Genomic DNA, 25255 nt, shown 5'->3' with positions numbered 1-25255 from the left:
AAAACATACAGTGTTACCTTTTGCTGACAGGTCAGGTTGGAATTCGAGGCACAGGTCAGAGGGATGTATGGGATGTTGCCGGACGGATTCAAAGCCACCTTCAGGGTTGGCTTTATTTATTCAGATTAGTTTCCCGCAAAATTCCTCAGTTTTCCGTTAAGATTCGTGTTTGAGGTCCATCGATTTCCAGTTAACGTTCAGGTTCACAAGTATGTTGTTTCAGTAGATTCGTTTGTTACCTTGACCTTAGGTTTTCACCAGGCTCCATTTCTAGACTCCATTATCCGGGTGATTCTTGAGAAAGGCGTAGAGAAAGTAGCGTAAGTCCCATTTGTGATTCCATGTGTTTTGATTAAAGTAGGTGACTCGAGTAAAATTATCTGTTTGTGTCCATGAGGAATTTTGCGGGTTATACACTTAAGGCCTCTTCGCATCAATGCGAGGAGGCCGTTTATTTGTGTGCCAACAAGGGTGTACGTTTAAGAAAGGCATTAGAATCAATTTAAAATGCAATTTGCATTTGCCTTATTTATACGATACCGCCTTTCGGCGGTATTATTCTTGTGCAGACGGATTGTTCATAAAATTGTCATCTTTCTGCCATAGAACCAACACAGGAGCCGTATAGAATACATAGCAAGATAAGAATGATCGTATTAGAAATTGATACGAATACATAACGGTTAGGTGAGGGTTGAATGAGCAGCAAATTAGTGACAAAGATTGTATTGGATATTGCGATGAGCATACTTTTTGTGTTCTTGCTGGATGCTTTTGGAACCGGGTTAGCTTTTCATGAGATTGCAGGGCTATTTATTTTTGCTCTTTTCGGTATCCATATTCTGTTGAACGGATCCTGGGTGAAAAACACAACGTTGAATCTGATACAAAATAAGCTTAAAAATAGGACCGCAGTTTCCGTAAAGATGAAATATGCTTTGAATCTCGCAATCTTCATCAGTATTTCGATTATCGTGACTACGGGAGTTCTGATATCGAAGGTTTTGTTTCCTTCAGATACGATTCATGGTGAATGGATCTATCTGATCCATAAATGCACATCATACGTCTGTCTGGGCTTCCTGATCACCCATCTTGCAATTCATGCCAGCTATTTCGTAAAATCAGTCGGCAGGATCATCATAAACCTAAAAGAACGCAATGTCAGGAAGACACTGGTTCGCCTTGGTGCGGCATGCCTGCTGGTCGTCATGTTGTATACCCGGGTTCTTTCAACAGTTTCGGCAAGCGATGAGAATCAATTAGGCAAAATTGCAGAGACCCAGATCACGACATCGCAAAGTACATCCCCAAACAGGACTGACTCCCCGACAGAAGGCCAATATAATGAAAACATAACCTATTCGGAGGGTTCAGTTTCTGACAATCGTGTTACTGGAAGCAGTATCACCGGGGACATATCGATTAGCAATAATAAATCAGAAGACGCTGATGCTATTGGTTCGGTAAATAATGCCGCTACGGATGTAACTGTTGATGATACCACCGGTTCGGAAGAAAAAATCAGTCTTGATGCGTACCTGTCCCAGCTGCACTGTAACGGTTGCCATAAAAACTGCTCTCTTTTGTATCCGCAATGTGATAAGGCTCAAGGTGAAATAAGGGCGGCAGAACAGGAATATCAGGAACTTTACGGGATATAAGCAAACAATGACGCTGCAAGGATAGGAAAATATAGATATTAAGCAAGGCTAAGCAAAACAACCGATTTGACCCCGGTTGTTTTGTTGTTGTGCGCCATGTATGGCGTGTAACTAGGCGGTGAAAGTATGCTATGGGGGCTGGCAGTTGGCAAACGTCAGCCCAGAGCAAGGGTGTCCACTACGAGGTGAAATCTGAAGAAATATGATGAGCAAACAGATACATATCCAGGATACGGCCACATAGAATAAGAATAACGCAGCATAAATGAACTTATGTTTAATATTGACACTGGATTTCCACCGCGATATACTGAAACAAAGAATAATGAATGGGTGTTTATTTATGCAAGTGCCAAAAGAAGAAATCAAAAAAAGGATTATTGAGGCAGCGGAAGAGGAGTTTCTCGTCTCAGGATACCGCCATTCCTCAATGCGGAATATTGCGCAGCAAGCCGGGATTACCGTAGGGAATATTTACTCCTATTTTTCCGGTAAGGATGACCTGCTCGATAATATTCTTCAGTCTACCATAGAACAGCTTCGGAAACTGGTATTCATTAACATATCCGATAAAAGCAGTCTGTCGACGCAAAGCATCACTTATGTCACGGAAGCGATGACCAAGGTGTTTCTGGATAACAGAACGCAGTTTTTGATCCTGATGAAGAGTGTTGAGGGCTCTAAATACGAAAATATAAAGGCGGAACTGATTGAGCTTGTTAAGCAGCGTCTGGAAAACGATTTGTTCTTAACCAGTTCCAGGCCCGGCAGCGATATGCTGCTTGCCGATTCCCTGGCCGTGGCGCTTATTGAAGGTATCATCAATATTTTTAATAAGTATGGCGGGGATGAAGAGCGTCTGGCTAATCTGTTGAACAAATTCCTTTTATTGATTATTGGGGATATTCTAAAGAGGATTTAAAAGAACGGTAAAGGACGGTACGGGTATGCAGCTGCTTATAGAAAAGCTTGTGAAGCTTCTTATTGCCCATAAACGGGCGGTTTTATTGACCTATTTGGCTATCATCATCGTCAGCATTACGCTTGTACCCAGTATTAAAGTCAACTATGATTTGGCGGAATATCTGCCGGAACACTCCATGACCAAGCAGGCAATTACACTTGTGAACAAGGAATTTGGTTATCCGGGAACTGCTCAGGTTATGATAGAAAATGTTTCTATCCGAGAGGCCGCGCTTGCCAAGGAAAAAATCAAAGAGGTTCCGGGTGTGAAAAACGTGATTTGGCTGGACGATGTCACGGATATCACAGTCCCTGAATCCTTTATTCCCCGGGATTATCTGGATAGTTACTACAAAGATGGTGCGGCCTTATTTCAGGTTGAATTTGCGCAGGGGGATTATGCCTCGGAAACAGGGGACGCCCTGAAGACGATCCGGGCTTCTTTAGGTGAAAAGGCCAGTATCACAGGAGAAGCTGAAGATTCAAGCCATATGCGGGAAGTACTGGCTGCGGAAATGTCCAAAATCATGATCGTCGTTATTCCGCTCTGCGTCCTCATCCTGATGTTGGCATGTTACTCCTGGATAGAGCCGCTGCTGTATTTAACCGTCATTGGTATTTCCGTGATTATCAATGCCGGAACGAATGCTTTTTTCCCTGAGATATCTTTCATTACGAATTCAATTGCCGCGGTGCTGCAATTCGCCATTTCGATGGATTTCTCGTTGTTTCTTTGCCACCGCTATCTAGAGGAAAGGGATGCCGGGGCAGAGTTTCTTCCTGCAATTGTCAAAGCGGTAAAAAATACATTGTCGTCTATTTCGGCGAGCGCACTGACGATTGTAGCAGGCTTTTTAGCCCTGCTGTTTATGCAGTACGGGATTGGGAAAGATCTTGGACTGGTACTGATTAAAGGAATCTGTCTGAGCTATATCAGTGTGATCATTTTGCTGCCGGTTCTGATCGCGATCTTCCACAAAACAATTGATAAAACCCGGCACAGACCCCTCGTTCCACCGTTTAAGAAGATAGGGCAGGGTGCAATTAAAGTAAAATATCTACTGTTTGCCCTGGCCTTGATAGTTATTATTCCGTCTTTCCTGGCACAAAAGAATACCGACTTTTTATATGGCAATACTTCCGGAAGTTCCAGTGAGGGGACCATTGCCGAGGAAAGAAAGAACATTGAAAGCCGCTTCGGCATCTATAATCCTGTCGTTGTACTTATACCTAATGATGATATTTCTTCGGAAATTCAGCTGGCTGAGGAACTGAAGAAACAGAAATATATCCGCGATGTTCAGACCCTGGTTACGCTGGCAGATCCTGCTGTACCACGTTCTTTACTGCCGCAAAGCGTTAAGGATATGTTCCTGTCAGAACATTATACCCGGATGATCGTTCTTATGAACATTACCGGTGAAAGGCCCGAGACTTCCAAAGCCGTTACAGAACTTGAACAGTCGGTGCAGAAGTATTACCCTGACGAATGGTATGCCGCCGGGAATGCCACCAGTATTGCCGATATTAAGAATACGGTTGAATATGATACGCGTACAGTTAACCTGTTTTCAATTCTGTCCGTGGGTCTGATTATTCTACTGACGTTCCGTTCTATCTCTGTTCCGATTCTGCTGATCGGCGTTATTGAGTCTTCTATTTGGATCAACATGGGTATCCCATATTTTCAGGGATCAAGCTTGGTGTTTATCGGCTATCTGGTGGTGAGTTCCATCCAGCTTGGCGCAACAATCGATTATGGGATCCTGATGTCCAACCGCTATCTCGGATTCAGGAAGACGCAAAAACCCAGAGATGCAGTGCTGTCAGCGTTGAATACTGCCGGAAACACAGTGATGATCTCAGCTCTGATTCTTGCCGTGGCGGGTTTTGCGGAAGGACTGCTTTCCCAGATTAAAGCAATCAGCGATATTGGAATTTTGCTGGGCAGGGGAGCCGCACTGTCAGGACTGATGGTCCTTGTTTTGCTGCCGGTACTGCTGATGACGTTTGATAAGATCATCATAAAGACCACTTTCTCTGTGAAAGAAAGTGGGAGGGAGGAGACAATCTGATGAAAAAACCGATCGCATGCTTTCTGACTGTAATGCTGCTGGTTCCCGTATTTTCTTTATCCGCATCTGCTTCAGATACAGAGAGCACAGCAAGCAACCCCAATATTACCGTTGTCAAAGATGAGACCGTTTATGCGGACCTGAAAACGGATGGGAGTATTTCCGGCATTACAGTCGTCAATAGGATTGATACGCCTGAGTCCGGCATTTACCTAGACTACGGTGTCTACGATTCGATTACCAACCTTTCCGGCAGTGAAACTCCTGTGCTCGCCGATGGCAGAATTTCCTGGCAGCTGCCGGCACGGGACAAAGGTTTCTACTATCAGGGCAAACTGACTGAGGGAGAACTGCCGTTTGCGTTTAGTATTACCTATCGGCTGAACGGCCAGAAGGTTAAGCCCGAAGACATTGTCGGCAAAGAAGGAAGGATTGAAATTACGCTCAAAGTTCAGCCAAATGCTGAAGCCAAAGCGTATTACAGAGAGAACTATCTTTGTCAGGTCCAGCTGCCGCTGGATCTGGATGAAAATACGGTTCTTTCTTCATCAGGCGCTTCCGCCATGATTTCCGGCAAGACCCTGACGCTGGCCTACATGGTGCTTCCGCAGAAAAATGCTCAATATACAGTGGTTTATGATACTGAAAAGTTCCAGATGGCGTCCATGACGATGACCTGCTCCTATTTTGACAGTTCCAATTTCCTGAATCTTAACATGGATACCGGAAGTATAACGCAAATGTCACGTGGAGCCGGGCAAATTGTTTCCGGTACGGAGAAGCTGAAGGACGGTTTAATCGAATTGAATAAAGGCATGGCAAGTATTGCTTTGGGCTCTGCCAAACTTCAGCAGGGAACCGGCACGATGCGTCGGGGGATAGAACAATATTCAGCCGGAGCATCGAGTCTCGCGTCGCAGTTTAAGCAGATCAGCAGCGGTACAGTTCAGCTTTCCCAGCAGGGACAGGAACTTGCATCTCAGTATACCAACCTTTCCTCCGGTATAACTGCCATGATGGATCAATTAACTCCATTGCTGAATTCTCTGCCCGCTGAACAAAGACAGGCTTACCTCCAGCAGATCGGAACCATGAAGGCTCAATTATCCCAATATGGCACCGGCCTGTCCAACTATACAACGGGCGTAGCCCAGTCTGCGCAAGGTATTACTGAATTTTCAGCAGGGTTGGATCAATTTGCGCAGCAGGGGGCGGAATTAAAAACAGGTGCTGTGGCACTGGCCAACAGTACAGCTGCGATAACCGACGGCTTCAATCAGCTAGTATCCAGTTCAGCGGTTTTGCCTGATCAGGTTCAAAAATTGATAGACGGGCAAAAACAATTTAAAAACGGTATTGACGAAGCTTCCGGATTGCTGGAAACACTTTCATTTGCCAGCGGGAATGAGATAAAGCCGGTATCTTTTGTGTCCTCGCAGATTTCCCCGAGAAGTATTCAGTTTGTTATCCGGACCCCGGATTTGAAAGCTGCAGCAGATGAAAAGGCCACAGTCACGGAGCCAGGAAGGCTATCGTTCTGGGAGCGTTTTATCCATCTATTTCGTTGATTTTTTTCAGAGAATATTGAACTTTCGTGCTAATTATGATCTAATAGTGACGGTGTTAAAAAAGCTTTTTCTAAGGCTGATGACAGATTTCTTCAGCCTTTTGTTTGTCCTTGAAGATCAATTTCAACGATAGATAAGGAGATTGAAATGAACGATTATTTGATTAAGGCTTTGGGTTATGACGGCAAGGTACGCGCTTACGCAGTTTTGACGACGGAAACCGTCGGTGAAGCCCAGCGCAGGCATCAGACCTGGCCGACAGCATCGGCGGCACTCGGCCGGACACTAACCGCCGGTCTAATGCTCGGGGCAATGTTCAAAGGCAATGAACAACTGACTGTCAAAATTGAAGGCAACGGCCCGTTGGGTATTATCCTGGTTGACGCCAATGCGCACGGGGAAGTCAGGGGCTATGTCACCAATCCTCAAACGCATTTGGATCTAAATCGGATCGGGAAATTAGACGTTAGCGGAGCTGTAGGTTCTGAAGGCACATTGTCTGTTGTTAAGGACCTGGGTATGCGGGATTACTTTACAGGGCAGGTTCCGTTATATTCCGGAGAGATCGGGGAAGACTTTACCTATTATCTCGTCAAATCCGAACAGATTCCTTCTTCGGTCGGACTCGGTGTCCTGGTAGCGCCGGATCATACTATTCAGGCTTCCGGCGGCTTTATTATCCAGCTATTGCCCGGAACGGCCGAAGAGACTATTTCTGAAATTGAAGAACATCTTAAAACAATTACCCCGGTCTCAACGATGATTCAGCATGGGTTTACGCCAGAGGAAATGCTGGGAGAAATTTTAGGCAAAAATAATGTTCAGGTACTGGAGAAAATGCCGGTGAAATTTCAATGCCAGTGTTCCAAGGAGCGGATCGGCAATGCGATGACCAGCTTAGGCAAAGAGGAAATCGAAGAGATCATTCAAACCGACGGCCAGGCGGAAGCCAAGTGTCATTTTTGCAACGAGACCTACCTGTTTTCGAGAGAGGAACTTCAGAAGTTGAAGGATGCCACAAGGTAGAAAGGAACAGTACAGGATATGAAAGCCTTAATCACCGGGGCCAGTTCAGGTATTGGCCGGGATATTGCCAGAGTGCTGAACACGAAAGGGTATGATTTAATCCTGGTTGCACGGCGTCTTGACAGGCTGGAAGAATTAAAGGAAGAGCTTTCCTGCAATGTCCAGACGATCAGCCTCGATCTTGCGCAGGAGGAATCCTGTTTCCGACTCTATGACCTGGTTAAAAATCAGGAGATTGATATACTGATCAATAATGCCGGGTTTGCTGTGTACGGCGAATTTGATCAGACGGACCTTACCAGAGAATTGGAATTGATCCAGATCAATATCAAAGCAGTTCATATCTTAATGAAACTGTTTCTGCAGGATTTCAAGCGGCGTAACCGGGGATATATATTAAATGTGGCTTCTTCAGCTGCCTTTTTACCGGGGCCTTTGATGGCTGCCTACTATGCTTCGAAAGCTTATGTGCTGAGACTGACGGAAGCTGTATATAAGGAGCTGCAAAAGACAAACAGCAAAGTGTATGTAGGAGTACTGTGTCCAGGGCCGGTACATACCGAGTTTGAACAAAATGCCAAGATCACGTTTGGGGTAAAAGCACTGGACAGCCCTTATGTAGCCAGGTATACGGTTGACCGGATGCTTAAACATAAAAGGGTGATTATTCCCGGGATATTAATGAAGGCTGCCTTTGTCTTTACGAAAATCCTGCCGCAAAAAATACTGTTGCATTTTCTCTATAAACTGCAAAAAGAAAAATTTGTTTAGAAATCCTTGCTTCGGGTATATTTACTGAATATATTGACTGATGCACCGCCGTTGAAATATTGTTTCAACGGATTTTTGTTATCTTGTTATCTTGTTATCTTGTTATCTTGTTATCTTGTTATTTTGTTATTCTTATGGTTATTCTTTAGATTGTACTTGTCCACGCTATCAGAGATTTTTATATGTATTGGGTTGATGTGGGTTGATGTCGTCTATTGACAGACATAAAAAAAACGAATAAGATAGTTGTTAGTACAACAGTTGCAAGGACAACTATATGTAAAGAGGGGTGATTCGTGTTGCTGATGAAAGACCTGTCGGTCATATTTAGGTTTAATCGCATTTATTCAATGAGAAGGTTGAGTAAATATCATTTGGGGCATTCGGAACAAGAAATTCTGATGTTTTTATCTAAAAACGATCAGGTAAATCAAGATATGATTGCCGCTTTTTTTGTGATTGACAAGGGAGCGGTTGCCAAAAGCTTAAGCAAGCTCGAAGAAAAAGGGTATGTGAATCGAATGATAAACCCTGAAAACCACCGCGAGAAAATAATAACCCTGACGCCAAGGGGATTGGAAATCATGGACAACATGCAGGAAATCCTGACTGACTGGCATACAGCCATCTATGAAGGACTTAACAAAGAAGACATCGTACAGTTCCAAAAAATAATGTCGGTCATTGCTGCCAACAGCATGAAAGCTGTCAACGAATGCGAGAAAATTTTGACCAATTAAAAATCTAAAGATGGGAGTTAAGCAAATTGAACAAATCAAATACAAAAAACAGCTTCGTTCTCATTATGATTCTATACCTGCTCGGCATTTTTATGGGTGCAATTGACACGGGAATTGTCACACCGGCCAGAACAGTTATTCAAAGTCATTTGATGGTCGATGAAAAAACCGGGATCTGGATGATTACGATTTATACACTGGCTTATGCGGCCAGTATTCCGATCATGGGTAAACTTGCCGATATGTTCGGACGCAAATACATTTATCTTGCCAGTATCTTTCTTTTTGGTCTTGGATCATTGTTCTGCGGTTTAGCTCAGGGGTTTGACAGCTTTACGGTCTTGCTTATGGCCAGAGTCGTCCAGGCGTTTGGCGGAGGTGGAATCCTTCCGGTTGCGACTGCTGAATTTGGTACAACATTTCCTCCGGAAAAACGGGGGATGGCCCTGGGACTGGTTGGGGGAGTATACGGGATTGCCAATATTTTCGGAGCTTCGGCAGGCAGTGCCATTCTGGATATCTTCGGCAGCAGTAACTGGCAGTTTATCTTTTATGTGAATCTGCCGATCACGCTGTTTATCCTAATCGCCGGCTTCCTCTGTCTGCCAAATAACAGAAATGACAATGTCAAAAAGATTGATATCGGCGGAATCTTGATTCTGACCGTGATGATTCTCGCTTTAATGTATGGACTCAAGAATATTGACTTTTTTGATTTCAAGTCAACTTTAATCAGTACGAGTGTTTATCCTTTCCTAATCCTGTTTGTGCTTCTTGTTCCTTTCTTTATCCTGGCTGAGAAAAAGGCGGAGGATCCGGTGATGAACTTATCGTATTTTACAAACTCACGGATCATGATCACCTTTATCATTGCCTTTATTACCGGAATTGTGTTAATGGGGATGATTTTTGTACCGCAGTTTGCTGAAAACTCACTGAAAATCGCTTCCGGAAGCGGCGGCTATTTCGTCATCATTCTTGGTTTGTTTGCAGGGGTTGGCGCTCCTATATCCGGGAAGCTGATTGATCAATACGGACCTAAACTGATTTTAGGTCTCGGCTTTTTGATCTCTTTGGTTGGTTCGTTGTTCTTAATCTTTGTCACAGCTGACCATCCCAGTATGCTGACGGTAAACATAAGCCTGGTTCTCATGGGCCTTGGTATGGGCTTTACGATGGGGACGCCTTTAAACTATATGATGCTGGAAAATACCAAAGATGAAGAGTCCAATTCGGCACTCGCAGCCTTGTCGCTTGTCCGCTCGATCGGAACGGCGATTGCGCCTGCGATCATGGTTGGTTTTCTGGCACATGCCGGAGTGGAAGTTCAGAATAATGTGATGAACCTGCTGCCTAAAGAAGTCTCCATGCCGAGACTGCCATATGCGCAGGAACTTACAACAGAAATTAATGAGATGAAAGGCAATCCAATGATGAAAAATGTTCTGGCAACCGCCGATATGTCTGACTTTTCCTATCTGGAAAAGATTGAAATCAATATGAACAGCAGCAGTGACTATCAAATTCCTGACGAGCTGATGGAGAAAATAAAATCTTCTGACGTTACGACCATCACGGAGAACAGCAAATTGATTGCAGGGAGCTTCTTTGCTGGCATGGCTCCGGATATGATTTCGAATATTCAAACCGGGATTCAAAACGGAATTGATGAGCTTACGGTTGTGGAATCGATGCCCCAGTCAAGCGTATCCTTCCGGGATACGATAGAAAAAATGACGGTCTTAAAAGATGCCATCCCGGGAGCTTTTGACACAGCCAAACAAAATTATCTCGCGGAGGTTGATCAGAGAAGCACAGTCATTGAATCAGAATTCCAAAAAACCTTAAACAGCGGATTTAAGCAGGTGTATCTGACAGTTACGATTTCTTCTCTAATTGGCTTGATCTTCCTGTGCTTTTATCGAAGAAAAACCGGTCAATAAGCAAGGATAGAGCTAAACACAAGCCGCACGTATAGAGAATTCATATTTTGAGTCGCTTCTTTTCAAATTCTTGGGCAATTGTAGCCTTACACAGATATTCCGCTTGCACGTTTTCGTGGCTACTCGCACAAATCCTCGCTAACATGCCAAAACCTCTGGGCTTTTTAGAATGTTCACCGTTGGCATGTCTTGACGCTGCGGTTTTTGCTCGCTTAACGCCACTGACACTTAACGCTCGACTCCATATCTGTGTAAGGCTACAATATTTGAAGCATCCAGAGCAGCAATAAGCCCCAGCAAAGAAGATCTGTCTCTTTACATGAAGATTAAATGGACGGGATATCAACGACACGGTGCTGTCCGCGCCAAGTGGAGCTTGGATGCGGAACGCGGCTGTTTGTGCCATGGATGGCACAACAGCCGACAAGCGGATGGCACCATGTCGTCAGCCTCAGCTTAACTCAAAAATCAGCATCATATTGGTTAAGATATACTCTTGTTTAGGTTACCCCTAACATTTAACACAGAGCCCAAACAATAAAAACGCTGCCGGCAAAATTGTCGGCAGCGTTGCAACAGCATATTTGATGGGTTTATTGGACATTCTTGAATCTTGAAGAAGGTGCACCGCAAACGGGGCATTTTTCCGGTGCTTCGTTTTTATGGATATAGCCGCAGACCTGGCAGTAATAGTAGTCATTGTCTGCGGTTAAATCTTTAAGTGCGTCTTTGTATAAAGCGGCATGCGATTTTTCAGCCTCGTTAGCTAAGTGAAAAACTCTTTGTGCTTCAGAATTGCCTTCGTCTTTTGCTTTCTCCAGAAAACGCGGATACATTTTGGTAAACTCAAAAGTTTCACCATCAATCCCAGCTTTGAGATTTTCTTCTGTTGATTTTAGCATACCCAGCACTTTCATCTGGCTTAACGCATGCAGGGCTTCAGCTTCAGCTGCTGCCCGAAATAGCTTGGCAGCGCCGTTATATCCTTCTTCTTCAGCTTTCTGAGCGAAAGCGGTATATTTTCGGTTAGCTTGAGATTCGCCTGCAAAAGATTCTTTCATATTGTCTTGCGACGTCATATAAATCCCTCCTTATTATTCTTCACTTTCATGATATTACCATAAATAGCTTATAATTGTAATATTATATCCTATTTTGTCCCAAAGCATCGAAAATATTTTTCTTGACATTGACGCAGCGTCAAGGTGTATCCTGATTTTGAGGTGAGCGGTGTGGAATATTCGGTACGAAAACTTAGCCGGTTGGCAGGCATTAGCCCCAGAACAATCAGGTATTATGATCAGATGGGGCTTCTAAAGCCGGCCAGGGTTAATTCTTCAGGCTATCGCCTATACGGACAGGCGGAAGTAAACAGGCTGCAGCAGATCTTGTTTTATCGTGAACTGGGTATGGGGCTGGAAATGATTAAGGAAGTGATCAATTCACCGTCTTTTAATGAACTAAAAGCTTTTCGGGAGCACCTTTCACAGCTGCTGCAAAAAAAAGCGCAGCTTGAAAGTCTGATCGTGAATATTGAGAAAACGATTGCGTCTTATGAAGGGAGAATGACCATGTCTGACCAAGAAAAATTTGAAGGATTCAAGAAAAAGATGATTCAGGAAAATGAAGCAGCTTATGGGGAGGAAATCCGCCAAAAATATGGAGATGATGTTGTCGATCAGTCCAATCAAAAATTTCAGGGCATGAAACCTGAGGAGTATGAAGAAATGACTAAGCTTTCTGTCATGATTACGGAAAAGCTGGAGGCTGCTTTCCAAACAGGTGATCCTGGCTCCGGGCTTGCTCAGGAAGCCGCAGATCTGCACCGTAACTGGCTGAGCTATTTTTGGAAGGAATATAGCAAAGAAGCACATGCCGGTCTGGGACAGATGTATGTTGATGACCCAAGGTTTACAGCCTACTATGATAAGAAGCAGCCTGGGACAGCAGTCTTTTTACGAGATGCGATTCTTATCTATACCGGGATGAAGGAATAGAAAAAGGTTCACTTCCGTTTTGCCATTTCCATATATTATCTTGAAGGTTTTTATAAGATCAAGATGGACATGGCAAAGGAGGAACCTTCTATTGAAAAGAGATATTCATTATTATGCGCTTTTGGCATTTTGCAGGTCATGCGGGTTCAACAAGGAAAGTTCCAGAAAAATTGCCTATGCTTCGCAATATGTCGATGATGCCAAAATCAATCTGATGACGATTCAAAATCCGGCACCGGAAGTCAGCGTTGACCGCTCTGATAACCGTGCTGTTTTTTTAAATATGGCAACCTGTCATTCCTATTTTAAAATAAAAACGTTTAATTACGAGGCAATGATCAACAATACTTGTGCTTTTCATTTTGTCCCTGGCTGCAAAGGAGAAAACTTCACGAAGAAACTCCGCTGTAAAGAGGAGTCGCCGGTGGTCTTGGCACTTTTAAATGAGGCCCTGGACGACAATAATCTGATTAAATTTGGGATTGTTCTGCATGCTTATGCCGACACTTTTTCGCATCAGGGTTTCAGCGGCGTGCTCAGCAAAGTGAATGATATTAATCATTGCGGAGCGCGCAATGAAGTTTACTTAGGAATACCTGATCTGATTCTGTATTTGTTTAAACAGTTATGCGGAGAAAAATATGACGAAATGTTTGACCGTGTTGTGCCCGCTTATGGACACGGGCAGGCTTTGACCTTTCCTGATCTGCCTTACCTTGTTTGGTCGTATCGGTATGACAGCAGCGATGCCTTCGCGGGCAGATACACCGTTGTGGAGATTGATAACAAAGAAAGGTATCAGCGGTCTTTGGCCAAAATAAAAGGGTACCTTGAGATTTATTTAAAAAAACATCCTGAATTCCGTGATTCAAATTATCAATTTGATGATACCCCTAAGCTTATGAGCCAGCTGATTAATAAAGATTCGGATAAAAACAGGGAAGAAAGCTGGATTGCCTTCATGCTTGAATACGGGATGTTTCAGAAAAATGAATGGCCTGGCATTGTCTATCAGGAGAGTGAATGGCTGAGAAAAGCGTTTCAAAATTTTAATCCCCAAACCTTTAATAACAGGAGAGTAGACAATGTGATTCTTGCTGATCATTTTGCAGAATCAGACTGGTATCATTTTTATCAGGCGGTCAAGTGGTATAAAAAAAGATTCTTTGAATGCTGTCATCATAACAAACTGTTTATTCCTAAATAACGAAGAGATATAGAGGTAGGTTTGGGAGGGGATCGTTAAAAATAGGCAAAAAAAAGGGACCTTTTGTCCCGATAATTGCTGCTATCAACTGATTCTTTGATGTTCGAAAAGCTCTCTGCTTCTTCTGTAACCAAAAAGGCCGACTAAACCCAGGATCAGAACCTTCATCCACAATTCATAAAATTCCTTGCTCTTTCCGAGTCTTAAGACGGTTTGATATAACTGTGGGGCCAGGCTCTCAATCGCTTTCATTTTATCCTGCATTGTGCTATAAGGACCCGTGATTTCCTGATATTTGTCACATAACAATTTGTTTTTAGCCTGAATGAGCCGGTCTGTACTGGATTTCCGCGTTCTTGGCTGGACGGTATGCGGCTTGGCAAAAGTGAAAGATACGTTATTTCCGGAAAAATAAAATTCCTGGTCATTGTATCCGGCATCTCTTAAACCGTTTAGAAAAGCGTCCCGCATTGCTGTATTCGGAAAAGCAAGATCAATATCCATCGTTAATTCCGAAGGATCAGAAAATTCGCCTAATTTAAAACCTGTCAGCCACCAGTGTTTTTCTGATCGGGTAAAGAGCACGCTTCCATTCTTCCTTAACACGAAGGACATCGGCAGCAATTCATCGTTGTCTACGGATTTATAAAACATTCCGCTGAAAATTCCCGGAAGCGTAAAATGAAATGCCCCGGTATAAATCCCGATTTCTCCGCCGGTTACCAGATCATACTGACCTTTCCAGAAGCCAATCATCCATTTCTTGCCGTCATATTCAAAATAAACCGGTTCAGAATCAATAATCATACCCGTCGGGGCTGATACCTCATCATAAATTCGGCAATACCCGGCATTCCTTTGCCATGGATTTAAAGTCGCGTAAAAAATATCCTGTTTCGGATCATACCGATAACCGGCATTTTCAATTACCTGATCCAAATCGGGGTCACCGGTACCTTGAGCGGGAACCGCAAGACTTTTCACAATTTCCGGATTAGAGACCCCGGTTTGAATAGGATAGCGAATGAAAGCGTTGGGTTTGTGAAATAACATCGGATTCGCCCCTTAAACAGATTTTTAGAATATTTGACAATGACATTTTATGTAGAAAGGACAAACTCTGGAACAGGTTTGTCCGTGACTAATAAAATTTTTAAAATGAATAGAATTTTAGGATTCAATGCTTAAACGTTGTAATCTCACGATATTGGCTCTTAAGAAGAGGATAATAATCAGAGCTGTCATCAATACTTCCATCCAGGCTTCCAGAGAAGGGGTGCGTTTGCCGATTTTCTTCACTTTTTTGTACATTCCAGGATCTTGTTTTTCCAACAGTTTGAGTCTTTCCTGGACGGTACCCTCAGAGCCGGTCATTTCCTGATATTTTTCACATAAGAATTTATTTTTGCGCTGGATCAACTGATCAGTCAATCGTGTGCGTGTCCAGGGCTGGGCCGTCTTGGGGATATCGAACGTGAAGCTTACGCTGTTATCCTGTACGGCTAAATCGTGCTCATTGTAGCCGGCTTTACGCATTCCTGCGAGAAAAGCATTCCTCATATTAACATCTTTTAATGTGAGGCAGATATCCATTGTCAGCTCATCCGGCTCAGCAAATTCGCCGAGTTTGAAACCGGTCAGCCACCAATGTTTTGCTTTTCTGGAAAAAAGTTCTTTTCCATTCTTCTTGATGGTATACGACATGTCCAGAAGCTCCTTATCGTTGACCGACTGGTAAACAAGACCGTTTGACTTATACAGGCCGATTTCACCGCCGCTGACCAAATCATATTGACCTTTCCAAAGGCCAACCATCCACTTTTCGTTGAGGTAATCAAAGGTTATGGGTTCACAGTCGATAATCATGCCAAGCGGTGCGGCAGCCTCATCAAAAAGCCGGCAGTAACCGATATACCTTTGCCAGGGCTTCATATTCGAGATAAAAATATCCTGTTGCGCATCATAGGAATAACCGGCAATTTCAATGATTTCATCAAGGTCTTCGTTACCGGTGCCAACTGAGACAGACCCGGTATGAGATTTATTTTCTTCTGTTGCTAGTGCTGAATCAGGTTCAGTCCCAGTCCCAGTCTCAGTTATTGACTCATCCCAGGTTGATTGCTGCATGCTTTGATGATAAGAATATGAGGCATCTCTGTTAAATAATAACATCTTCCTTCCTCCTTAATAGAATACCAATATATGGATATAATATGTAAAAATCCCCAGTATGCAAATACTGGGGATTGATAAATTGAGATTAATGACTCGGTCTGCTCTGTCCCTGCATACCCTGACCCTGCATGCTTTGGCCATACTGAGAAGGCTGCTGGCCCTGCTGGCTGACCATATTTTGGCTCTGCTGGCTCATCTGAAATAACTGGCCTTGAGTCTGATCAATAAGTTGACCCATCTGTTCCAGTACCTGGTGAGCTTGGATCTGCTGATTGGCCTGTGTCAAAGCGGTCATTGCCGTTTGGATAGCTTGTCGCAGCTGTTGATCCGCCTGCTGTTTCTGCTGCTGGGTCTGGTTACGGAAGCCCTGAATTTGCTGCTGCAGTTGATTGGCTGCCTGTTGGCTCTGTTGAATGATTTCGTTCTGATTTACTGTACCCTGAGAAGAAAAGCTACTAAATGATACTTGTTTTAACTGATTCATGGTGTTTTCCATTGCGGATAACTGGCTTCTTAGATCACCGATTTCTTCACTGACTTCCATGTCTTTCTTGGCAGAAGCTAAAATGTTCTTGTTTTTTTCATCCATTCTTTTTTTACCTCCATAAGCAATTATGACCCCAACTTATTTTTGTCAAATTACAATAATTTTATTTTAGTAAATTTTCCGTAAAATTTTTTGACAAAATAATGCAGATCATTAAGCTCATGGACAACAATTACTTTGAATACGTTTGCGTTGTTTTGCTTTACTCCGGCTGGTTTTGCTATCTATCGTTTCCCTCGAACTGCATGTTGTAATACCGGGCATAGATCCCGTTAAGATCAATCAACGCGCGATGTGTGCCCTTTTCCTGGATGCCCTCATCCGAAATGACAATGATTTCGTCAGCATTTTTAATGGTACTCAGGCGATGGGCAATAATAATCGTCGTCCGGTTATGCGATAGCTTGGACAGGGACTCCTGAATATAGCGTTCACTTTCATTATCCAGTGCCGAAGTCGCTTCATCCAGGATTAATATCGGCGGGTTCTTCAAAAATACCCTTGCTATCGACAGTCGCTGTTTTTGTCCTCCCGAAAGCCGGACGCCCCGTTCACCGACGAACGTGTCATAACCGAGTTCCAAAGACATGATGAATTCATGAATGTTGGCACTGCAGGCAGCCTCGATGATTTCCTGGTCGGAGGCATTTGCTTTGCCGTAGGCAATATTCTCCTTGATCGTACCGCTGAACATATAGACATCCTGCTGCACGATCCCGATCGCATTTCTTAAGGATTCCAGCGTGATATCCCGGATATTGTTACCGTCAATCGTAATGGTTCCTTCGGTAACGTCATAAAAACGGGGGAGCAGGGAGCACAATGTTGTCTTTCCGCCGCCAGAGGGACCCACCAGAGCAACTTTACTTCCGGTAGGAATTCGGATGCTGACATTCTGGAGGACATCATCATCGAGGTTGTATCGGAAAGAAACATTGGAAAATTCTATTTCACCTTTGACGTTTTCCAGAGGCAGGGCGTTTGGTTTTTCGATAATATCAGGTTTTGTCTTCATAATTTCCTCAAAGCGTTTAAACCCGGCAAAACCCTTTTGAAACTGTTCGGTAAAATTAATCAGTACTTCCAATGGTTGAACAAAGATATTGATGTAAAGCAGGTAAATGACAAGTTCCGTAAGTGTTAGTGATCCACCGGCAATGGACAGGCCGCCGGAGACAATGACGACAATATAAAGCAGCCCGGAAAAGAAGGAATTCCAGGCAAAATAACCTCCCATCATTTTATAGCTGCCAGCTTTGGATGCCAGAAAGTCCTGATTGCTTTTCCGGAATTTCATTTTTTCTGCTTCTTCATTGGCAAAGGACTTTACCACCCGGATTCCAGCCAGACTATCCTGAAGGCTTGCGTTGACTTTGGCAATTTTGATCCGGTTATCCAGGAAGACCGTTTTCATCTTGAGGTTACGCTGAATACTGAAAATCACCATAATTGCTGTGACAGCGAGCAGGATAAGAGTCATTGGCACATTCAGCAGCATCAGCAAGACAAATGCCCCGATAATTTTCAGGAAGGAAATAAAGATATTCTCCGGTCCGTGATGCGCCAGTTCGGAAATGTCAAAAAGGTCGTTGACGAGTCTGGACATCAGCTCACCGGTATTGTTCTGGTCATAGTAAGAGAAAGACAGACGCTGAAAGTGCGTGAATAAATCTCTGCGCATGTCGGCTTCCATCCGGGCTCCCATGATATGGCCCCAGCAAGTGATAAAATACTGGCAAAAGTAGCGGATTATGTAGAGTGTCAGCAATGCTGCGCCGAAAAAGCCGATGCTGTGCAGGATCACTTCTCTGCCTTGAGTAAAAACATTTTTGCTTAAGTGATTCAGGATTTGAGGGAAGGACAGATCGACGGCGGAGACAATCACTGCACAAAGCATATCCGTATAAAACAACAGGCGGTAAGGCTTATAATAACGAACAAAACGGTTCAGGATATTCATGCTGCAGAGCCACGCTTTCTAAAAATAAAGCCTGCAAATACTTGCAGGAATCTTACTCTTTTCTCGGAACAGTATAGCATATTTCATTAAAAAGAAAAAATCAGGCGGATAAATTCCATTCTGCGAAAAGAATGAAATTAATATTTCTGTCAGAAAATCAAAGGGGAAATGTGCTTTCTATAGAATATTTATGCAAAGTCATTAATAGATGCGCACGAAAAAATAGATAATCATAATGATTTCGGCACCGATTTTGACAGCCGTACCGCCAAGGACACCGAGCAGTGTACCTAAACCAATTCGGATTGTCTTCTTTAATTCCGTACCACGGATCAGTTCGGCTGCAATCGCCCCCAAAAACGGACCAAGAATAATACCAAGCGGTCCAAGAACGATCAAACCCAGAATAGTGCCGATCACTGCGCCCCAGGCTGCTTGCTTGCTTCCGCCGAAGCGTTTCGTTCCGATAGCCGAGGCAAAATAATCCACAAAGAACAGCAGGATTACGACCAGGGCCTGCAGGATGAAAAAGTAGGCATTTAACGTTGCGAAGCCTGTCATGAAGCCATAGACCAGCATTCCTGCATAGATCAAAATGACGCCGGGTAAAACGGGAAGAACAGTTCCAACAATACCCGCAATAAAGAGAACAACCGCAATGATTAAAGCAATGGTATCCATTCTTTCTTCCCTCCATTTTCAGATAGGATCATTCATATGTTCTATGATAATAATCAATATAATTGCCAATGAATTTGCTGCTTACCCGTATAAATATACTGGATTGGAAAGAAAAATTCAATTTTTTAATTCTATCCGGGGCACCAAAAGGATCTGTAAGCCGATGGGGGCGTTTGATCGTTACATCGCTGGTCATCGAGGAAAATAAAGAAACGATCTCACTCCTGAAAATATTCGGCTATCGTAAAAAAGAAGTGAATTCCCTGATACTCAATAGTTCATCAGGGATCATTGTGATTGGTTATCTTCTTGGGATTCCGCTGATCCTAGCTTCCATGAGTATGATGTTCAAGTCGTTGACAGAGAGTGTCAATCTGGCAATGCCGGTTACGATCAGCTATCCGTATATCATCGTTGGCTTTATCATCATTTACCTGACCTATACGCTGGCTAAAGCCTTAAGTAGAAGGAAGATCAATCAAATCTCGATGGGTGAGGTCTTACAGAGTGCAAGAGATTAGGAAAGAGATTTGCAAATAAAAATGATGCTAAAAGTTAACTATTAGCATCATCCTACTCGTTTCGATAACTCTTGCCAGTAAAGTTGTTAATATCTGCGGGCACCAAGATAACTGGACGAATGCGCGCTTAGATTGGATACGACAACGCCGGTTGAATAATTAAAGGCGTGCACATATTGTCCTCCGCCAATATAAATACCGACGTGTGAGGCGCCCCGGGCATAGGTCGAGAAAAAGACAAGGTCTCCCGGCTGCAGCTCATCCCTGCCAACCGGGGCACCGGAAGCATACTGCGCGAAAGAGGAATGGGGAAGGGAGACACCGGCCGCAGCGTATACATAGCGGGTAAATCCGGAACAGTCAAACCCGCCGGGGCTTATTCCGCCATAAACATACGGGCATCCGACATAGCCCAGTGCATAATCAACGACATTTGAATAGCTATTGGATCTGGAAGCAACCAGGATCGGCTTGGCAGTCGGGCCTTCGGCAATCACTTCCGTCACAGCGTCCTGGAGAATCGTTTCCTTGACAACCTGCTTTTCCGAATACTTGCCGTTACTCTGGACATAAGAATAGGTTACGGACTTCGATCCGTCACTGCCTGCCGTAATCACTTCTTTTTTACCAAAGCCGAGCTTATAATCCTTCTTGGTGATGGTATCATATTGGATTTTCTGGGTTTCCGTATATTTCCCCTGACAGATGACCGTAAGGGAGTTATGATCAATCAAAGATTTCAAAACTTGTTCAGGTGATTGAATTTGGGAAAGCCCGGCGGTTGTTTTGGAGAATGTGACGTCTTCGGCGATCTTAACGGAAGTCACGACATTATCTTTCGTGGGTTTCACGTAATAGGCCTGAAACTCTTTTAAGACCTGATCAATATCTCCCGCATCTGGCAAAACGGCAATCGCAGTACCATTGATGGCGAACTGATAGGCGTCGTAGGGTTGGTTAATTTTTTCTTCAACATTGTTTGGCCGCAGCGCAGAACGAAGATAATCGGCATTGCTGACGGTGATATTGGTATAGGCCATCTCGTAAGGTTTTTCTTTGGCTGCAGACGCCATAAGTGTATCTGCAGTATTTTGGTTAAAGACAAGTCCAAGTTGTTTTCCGTTGACAGAGACAGCGATGGCATTCATTGGGGCGGCAAGGTAACAGGCAAACGACCCGATTAATATCATAGTAATAAATAAACCACCGAGCAGGCGCGGTGATTTCCATGATATCTTTTTAAGGCAGGTCAAGGTAACGCAAATGATCTGCTTAAAATGCATCAAATTTTCACCTTTCTTAGCTTACGAGGTTAGTTGACGGATTCGGACCAAAGGTATAGGCCCTACGCAAAATGCGATTCACCCCAGAAAAAGAAGTTCCCCCGCTCCAGGCTAGCCTGGATTCAGCTCTTATTTAGTTTATATTATAATACGCAATTTTGTAGTAATTCGACACATAATTAAAATATCCTGCCTCGGGACGAAAAATTTATAACGCTGTGCAAAGCTACAACACCCAAGATATATAAACGAAGGACGCCTCAATTTATTTGAAACGCCCTTCGTAGGCTGTGTTTAAATACATTCCCATATTACGAAGTCTGTTAGGAATGCTGATTCTACAGATCCACTTTTGGCAGCGTAGCAAAGCCTTTTTCCAGATCGGCATCGGTCGGAATATAGTCTGTCATTGTGCCGGCGTTATAGCTCATATAAGCAGCCATATCAAAATATCCGGTGCCAGTCAGGCCAAACAGGATGGTCTTCTTTTGACCGGTTTCTTTACACTTGAGCGCTTCATCCATTGCAACCCGCAAAGCATGTGCGGATTCTGGAGCAGGCAGGATGCCTTCACAGCGCGCAAAGGCTGTAGCTGCTTCAAATACCTTGGACTGTTCAACTGCCCGGGCTGTCATATAGCCGTCATTGTACAGTTTGGAAACGATTCCGCTCATACCGTGATACCTGAGGCCTCCGGCGTGATTCGGAGAGGGAATGAACCCTGATCCGAGCGTATACATTTTGATCAGGGGCGTCGTTTTTCCTGTATCCCCAAAATCAAACGCATATTTGCCGCGGGTCAGAGAAGGGCAGGAGGCAGGTTCAACACCAATAAACTCGATATTGTTTTTGCCGCGGATCTTGTCACCCATGAAAGGTGCAACCAGACCGCCAAAGTTCGAACCGCCGCCGATACAGCCAATAATCATTTCTGGCTCAATGCCGTACTTGTCACAGGCAAGCTTGGTTTCTTCGCCGATCACGGACTGGTGCAGCAGGACATGGTCGAGTACGCTACCAAGTACATAACGACAGTTTTCGGTTTTGACAGATGTTTCAATCGCTTCCGAAATCGCGCAGCCAAGAGAACCGCCTGTGCCGGGGTTTTCAGCCAGAATCTTCCGGCCGATTTCCGTCGTGTCGGAAGGAGATGGAATGACTTTTCCGCCATAGGTTTCAATGACAGCTTTCCTGTAGGGTTTCTGTTCTGCAGATACTTTCACCATATAGACGGTTAATGGAATATCATAAAACGCACAGGCCATCGATAAGGCCGTACCCCATTGTCCTGCGCCGGTTTCCGTTGTCAGCGAAGACAGACCCTGTTTTTTGGCGTAATAGACCTGAGCAGCAGCAGAGTTTAATTTGTGGGAACCTGAAGTATTCGTGCCTTCAAATTTAAAATAGATCTCTGCAGGTGTATCCAGCAGCTTTTCAAGATTATAGGCTCTCACGAGCGGGGAAGGACGGTACATCCTGTAGTATTCGCGAACTTCCTCAGGAATTTCGATATATTCGTCCGTGTTGTTCAATTCCTGTTCAATTAGTTCGTCACAGAAGATCGGCCGCAGATCATCTGCGGTGCAGGGCTTCATGGTGCCCGGATGGATAAAGGGCGGCGGGAGCTCTTTCATAACAGCTTTTACATTATACCAGTACTTGGGCATCTCTTCTTCAGGTAAATAGATTTTGTAAGGTATGCTTGTCATGGTCTTCATTCCTTTCCAAATTATTAATAACTATCTTTTGATTAATCTTCGATGAATAAAGGAAATCTATTAAAAAAAGCCTTTATCCAAACTATCGGACAAAGACTTTGATCTCTGCGGTACCACCCAACTTGCGTTTACACGCCGCTTAAAACGTATGACGGACATACGCTCCATTCATAACGGGCGGAGTTCCCGGCCTGCATACGCTTACTCTTTGTAATCTCTGCACGGCCCTCATGAGTCCATTCACATTAGTGCTGTTACCGCTTTTCCACCGGCTGCGGCTCTCTTGAAACAGCAAACATCATGTTACTACTCTCATTCTGCGGTTTAACAGTATCAAATATTGTTTAAATCTTAGCTTGAAATTAGTTTTTTGTCAAGAGAATGCAAGAACCCCATAGTCAGGGAATTGCACCATTTTGAAAAAACGCAAAGTATGGTAAACTCTAGAGAAGTACACGATACATTGTCTAACGGAGGAATTGGCTGTGGCACTTATGATAAACGAACTTGACCGGAGACTGAATCACTTATGCAGCCTCATGGATCGGACCTGTCCTGAATGGGATACTGTCCTTATTTTGGGTAAAGTAAATCAGTATTATTTTACAGGAACAATGCAGGACGGCATGCTTGTAATTCAAAAAGACCGGACCCGGCACTATTTTATACGCCGAAGCTATGAGCGCGCCAAAGCTGAATCGCCCCTGACCACGATCTATCCGATGGAAAGTTACCGTGATGCGGCCGGGATGATCGGACCTGAGCTAGGAAATACCTATCTCGAGACAGAAATCGTGCCGCTTGCCATGCTGCAGCGGCTGAAGAAATACTTCACAATGACAGATATCCATTCAGTGGACAAGGTGGTGCTGTCGGTCAGATCGGTCAAATCATCCTACGAACTTGAATGGATAGAACAAGCAGGGAAAGCCCATTGCAAGCTGCTGCATGAACTTGTTCCTCCGCTACTAAGGGAAGGTATGAGCGAGGCTGATTTTGTGGCGGAACTTTATGCCGCCATGATCAAGATTGGACATCATGGCGTCAGCCGGTTTTCAATGTTCCAGACGGAAATGGTTGCCGGACAGATCGGTTTTGGCGAAAGTTCTCTTTATCCGACCAGCTTTGACGGGCCCGGAGGGGCATATGGCATGTGTCCTGCCGTTCCTTTGTTAGGCAGCCGGGAAAGGAAGCTGAAGAAGGGGGATTTGGTTTTTGTCGATGTTGGTTTTGGCTGCAATGGCTATCATTCCGATAAAACCCAAGTCTACATTTTTGGAGCCAAGCCTGCTGCCGATGTCGTGAAGGCTCATCGTTCCTGTCTGGAAGTTGAACAGCGTCTGGCAGCGAAGCTGATTCCGGGGGCGATACCGTCAGAAATCTATCAATCTGTCATGGGCACGCTCAGTGAAGACTTCAGGCGGAATTTTATGGGGTATGGAGAACGGCAAGTCAAGTTTCTGGGTCACGGCGTCGGACTTCATGTCGATGAGCTGCCTGTGATTACGAATGGTTTTCTAGCGGAACTCACTGAGAATATGGTCATCGCGCTCGAACCGAAAAAGGGTCTGCCCAACATTGGCATGGTAGGCGTGGAAGACACCTATGTGGTGAGTGCTGCCGGCGGCAGATGTCTTACGGGCGGAGGAACGGATATTATCGAGGTATAAGACTATCAAGGAATTTTTCAACGGCGCAAATATCGTTATGGACGGCAAAATGGCCGGAAAGATGACTTATGTGTATAAGGCTTATCTATAAATAAGAAGCAAGGATGTAAAATATGGAGAAATTACTTCAGGGCCTTATTCAATTTAAAGAAACGGATTTCCAGCAGCACAGGCAGCTTTTTGAGGAACTAGGGAATTCCCAAAGCCCGCACACTTTATTTATCGGCTGCTCGGATTCAAGACTGGTCCCCAATTTGATCACTGGGACATTGCCCGGAGAGTTGTTTGTCATCCGGAATATTGCCAATATCGTACCGCCTTACCGCAATATAGAGGAATACCTGGCCACGACTTCTGCGATTGAATATGCCATCAATATCCTTGGCGTTCAGCATATCGTCGTCTGCGGCCATTCCAATTGCGGAGGGTGCAAATCACTGTATGCCTCGGAGAAAGAAATGGAATCCATTCCGCATACCCGGAAATGGCTGGAGTTGGCCGGACCGGTTAAGGATAAAATAGCAGCAATGGATATCCCGGAACAAGATATGGCAAAAAGGGAATGGATGACTGAACAAATCAACATTGTTGAGCAGCTCAAACATTTGTTAACTTATCCGTTTATCAGGGAAAAAGTCCTGAATCAGACGCTGACCATGGAAGGCTGGTACTATATCATTGAAACTGGTGAGGTCTTTCGTTATAATCGGCAAAACAGCGAATTTGAACTTGTGAATTAACTGCAA

The 25255-nt window shown here is 44.1% G+C and carries 21 protein-coding genes and 1 riboswitch; of the genes, 13 read left to right on the top strand and 8 right to left on the bottom strand.

Going from position 1 to position 25255, the window contains the following annotated elements:
* Window positions 1-698 precede the first annotated feature (698 nt).
* The 8 genes from NC238_14965 (at window position 699) to NC238_14930 (ending at window position 10750) form a co-directional block, all read left to right on the top strand.
* The gene (locus tag NC238_14965) at window positions 699-1664 is read left to right on the top strand and encodes a DUF4405 domain-containing protein (protein ID MCM1567209.1); all 966 of its coding nucleotides are present in this window, start codon (window positions 699-701) and stop codon (window positions 1662-1664) included.
* Between the two features lie 343 nt (window positions 1665-2007).
* Window positions 2008-2586 carry a TetR/AcrR family transcriptional regulator gene (locus tag NC238_14960; GenBank protein ID MCM1567208.1) on the top strand — a complete coding sequence of 193 codons (579 nt, stop codon included), beginning with the start codon at window positions 2008-2010 and terminating at the stop codon, window positions 2584-2586.
* Window positions 2587-2611: 25 nt separating this feature from the next.
* The gene (locus NC238_14955; GenBank protein MCM1567207.1) at window positions 2612-4702 is read left to right on the top strand and encodes an MMPL family transporter; all 2091 of its coding nucleotides are present in this window, start codon (window positions 2612-2614) and stop codon (window positions 4700-4702) included.
* Window positions 4702-6270 (top strand): hypothetical protein, encoded by a 1569-nt coding sequence (locus NC238_14950; GenBank protein ID MCM1567206.1) that lies wholly within the window; start codon window positions 4702-4704, stop codon window positions 6268-6270. Before NC238_14955 ends, NC238_14950 begins: the two co-directional genes overlap by 1 nt.
* 147 nt (window positions 6271-6417) lie before the next feature.
* Complete coding sequence (gene hslO / locus NC238_14945) at window positions 6418-7296, top strand: Hsp33 family molecular chaperone HslO (GenBank protein ID MCM1567205.1); 879 nt, start codon at window positions 6418-6420, stop codon at window positions 7294-7296.
* Between the two features lie 18 nt (window positions 7297-7314).
* Window positions 7315-8067, top strand: a complete 753-nt coding sequence (locus tag NC238_14940; GenBank protein MCM1567204.1) for an SDR family oxidoreductase — start codon at window positions 7315-7317, stop codon at window positions 8065-8067.
* A gap of 350 nt (window positions 8068-8417) precedes the next feature.
* Window positions 8418-8807, top strand: coding sequence for a MarR family transcriptional regulator (locus NC238_14935; GenBank protein MCM1567203.1), 390 nt, complete (start codon window positions 8418-8420; stop codon window positions 8805-8807).
* 65 nt (window positions 8808-8872) lie between these two features.
* A complete protein-coding gene (locus NC238_14930; GenBank protein MCM1567202.1) occupies window positions 8873-10750 on the top strand; it encodes an MFS transporter in 1878 nt (625 codons plus the stop codon).
* Window positions 10751-11343: 593 nt separating this feature from the next.
* Here the strand turns inward: NC238_14930 and NC238_14925 are convergent.
* The gene (locus NC238_14925; protein MCM1567201.1) at window positions 11344-11829 is read right to left on the bottom strand and encodes a rubrerythrin family protein; all 486 of its coding nucleotides are present in this window, start codon (window positions 11827-11829) and stop codon (window positions 11344-11346) included.
* Window positions 11830-11982: 153 nt separating this feature from the next.
* Here NC238_14925 and NC238_14920 point away from each other — a divergent pair, with 153 nt between their 5' ends.
* Together NC238_14920 and NC238_14915 are read left to right on the top strand one after the other, a co-directional pair.
* The gene (locus tag NC238_14920) at window positions 11983-12747 is read left to right on the top strand and encodes a MerR family transcriptional regulator (protein MCM1567200.1); all 765 of its coding nucleotides are present in this window, start codon (window positions 11983-11985) and stop codon (window positions 12745-12747) included.
* Between the two features lie 91 nt (window positions 12748-12838).
* Window positions 12839-13954: a hypothetical protein gene (locus NC238_14915; GenBank protein MCM1567199.1), complete on the top strand. Its 1116-nt coding sequence runs from the start codon at window positions 12839-12841 to the stop codon at window positions 13952-13954.
* Window positions 13955-14038: 84 nt separating this feature from the next.
* On the opposite strand, the gene NC238_14910 is transcribed toward NC238_14915, so the two are convergent.
* The 5 genes from NC238_14910 to NC238_14890 form a co-directional block, all read right to left on the bottom strand.
* Window positions 14039-15007 carry a DUF4474 domain-containing protein gene (locus tag NC238_14910; protein MCM1567198.1) on the bottom strand — a complete coding sequence of 323 codons (969 nt, stop codon included), beginning with the start codon at window positions 15005-15007 and terminating at the stop codon, window positions 14039-14041.
* Window positions 15008-15124: 117 nt separating this feature from the next.
* On the bottom strand, window positions 15125-16126 hold the full coding sequence (locus NC238_14905; protein ID MCM1567197.1) for a DUF4474 domain-containing protein: 1002 nt from the start codon (window positions 16124-16126) through the stop codon (window positions 15125-15127).
* Between the two features lie 88 nt (window positions 16127-16214).
* Window positions 16215-16718 carry a hypothetical protein gene (locus NC238_14900; GenBank protein MCM1567196.1) on the bottom strand — a complete coding sequence of 168 codons (504 nt, stop codon included), beginning with the start codon at window positions 16716-16718 and terminating at the stop codon, window positions 16215-16217.
* Window positions 16719-16896: 178 nt separating this feature from the next.
* Entirely contained in the window at window positions 16897-18636 is a 1740-nt protein-coding gene (locus NC238_14895; GenBank protein MCM1567195.1) for an ABC transporter ATP-binding protein/permease, read from the bottom strand.
* Window positions 18637-18837: 201 nt separating this feature from the next.
* Window positions 18838-19317, bottom strand: coding sequence for a DUF456 domain-containing protein (locus tag NC238_14890; protein ID MCM1567194.1), 480 nt, complete (start codon window positions 19315-19317; stop codon window positions 18838-18840).
* Between the two features lie 173 nt (window positions 19318-19490).
* Here NC238_14890 and NC238_14885 point away from each other — a divergent pair, with 173 nt between their 5' ends.
* Complete coding sequence (locus tag NC238_14885; GenBank protein MCM1567193.1) at window positions 19491-19838, top strand: FtsX-like permease family protein; 348 nt, start codon at window positions 19491-19493, stop codon at window positions 19836-19838.
* An 86-nt stretch (window positions 19839-19924) separates the two neighbouring features.
* On the opposite strand, the gene NC238_14880 is transcribed toward NC238_14885, so the two are convergent.
* Both NC238_14880 and NC238_14875 read right to left on the bottom strand, forming a co-directional pair.
* Window positions 19925-21121, bottom strand: a complete 1197-nt coding sequence (locus NC238_14880; protein ID MCM1567192.1) for an NlpC/P60 family protein — start codon at window positions 21119-21121, stop codon at window positions 19925-19927.
* Window positions 21122-21124: 3 nt separating this feature from the next.
* A riboswitch (cyclic di-AMP (ydaO/yuaA leader) is annotated at window positions 21125-21259 on the bottom strand.
* A 200-nt stretch (window positions 21260-21459) separates the two neighbouring features.
* On the bottom strand, window positions 21460-22830 hold the full coding sequence (locus tag NC238_14875) for a TrpB-like pyridoxal phosphate-dependent enzyme (GenBank protein ID MCM1567191.1): 1371 nt from the start codon (window positions 22828-22830) through the stop codon (window positions 21460-21462).
* Between the two features lie 494 nt (window positions 22831-23324).
* Between NC238_14875 and NC238_14870 the strand changes: the two genes are divergently transcribed.
* Together NC238_14870 and NC238_14865 are read left to right on the top strand one after the other, a co-directional pair.
* Complete coding sequence (locus tag NC238_14870; protein MCM1567190.1) at window positions 23325-24509, top strand: Xaa-Pro peptidase family protein; 1185 nt, start codon at window positions 23325-23327, stop codon at window positions 24507-24509.
* Between the two features lie 113 nt (window positions 24510-24622).
* Window positions 24623-25249 (top strand): carbonic anhydrase, encoded by a 627-nt coding sequence (locus NC238_14865; protein MCM1567189.1) that lies wholly within the window; start codon window positions 24623-24625, stop codon window positions 25247-25249.
* Window positions 25250-25255 lie beyond the last annotated feature (6 nt).

The organism is Dehalobacter sp. (genome assembly GCA_023667845.1).
Lineage (GTDB): Bacteria > Bacillota > Desulfitobacteriia > Desulfitobacteriales > Syntrophobotulaceae > Dehalobacter.
This window is presented reverse-complemented; position numbering and strand designations above follow the sequence as displayed.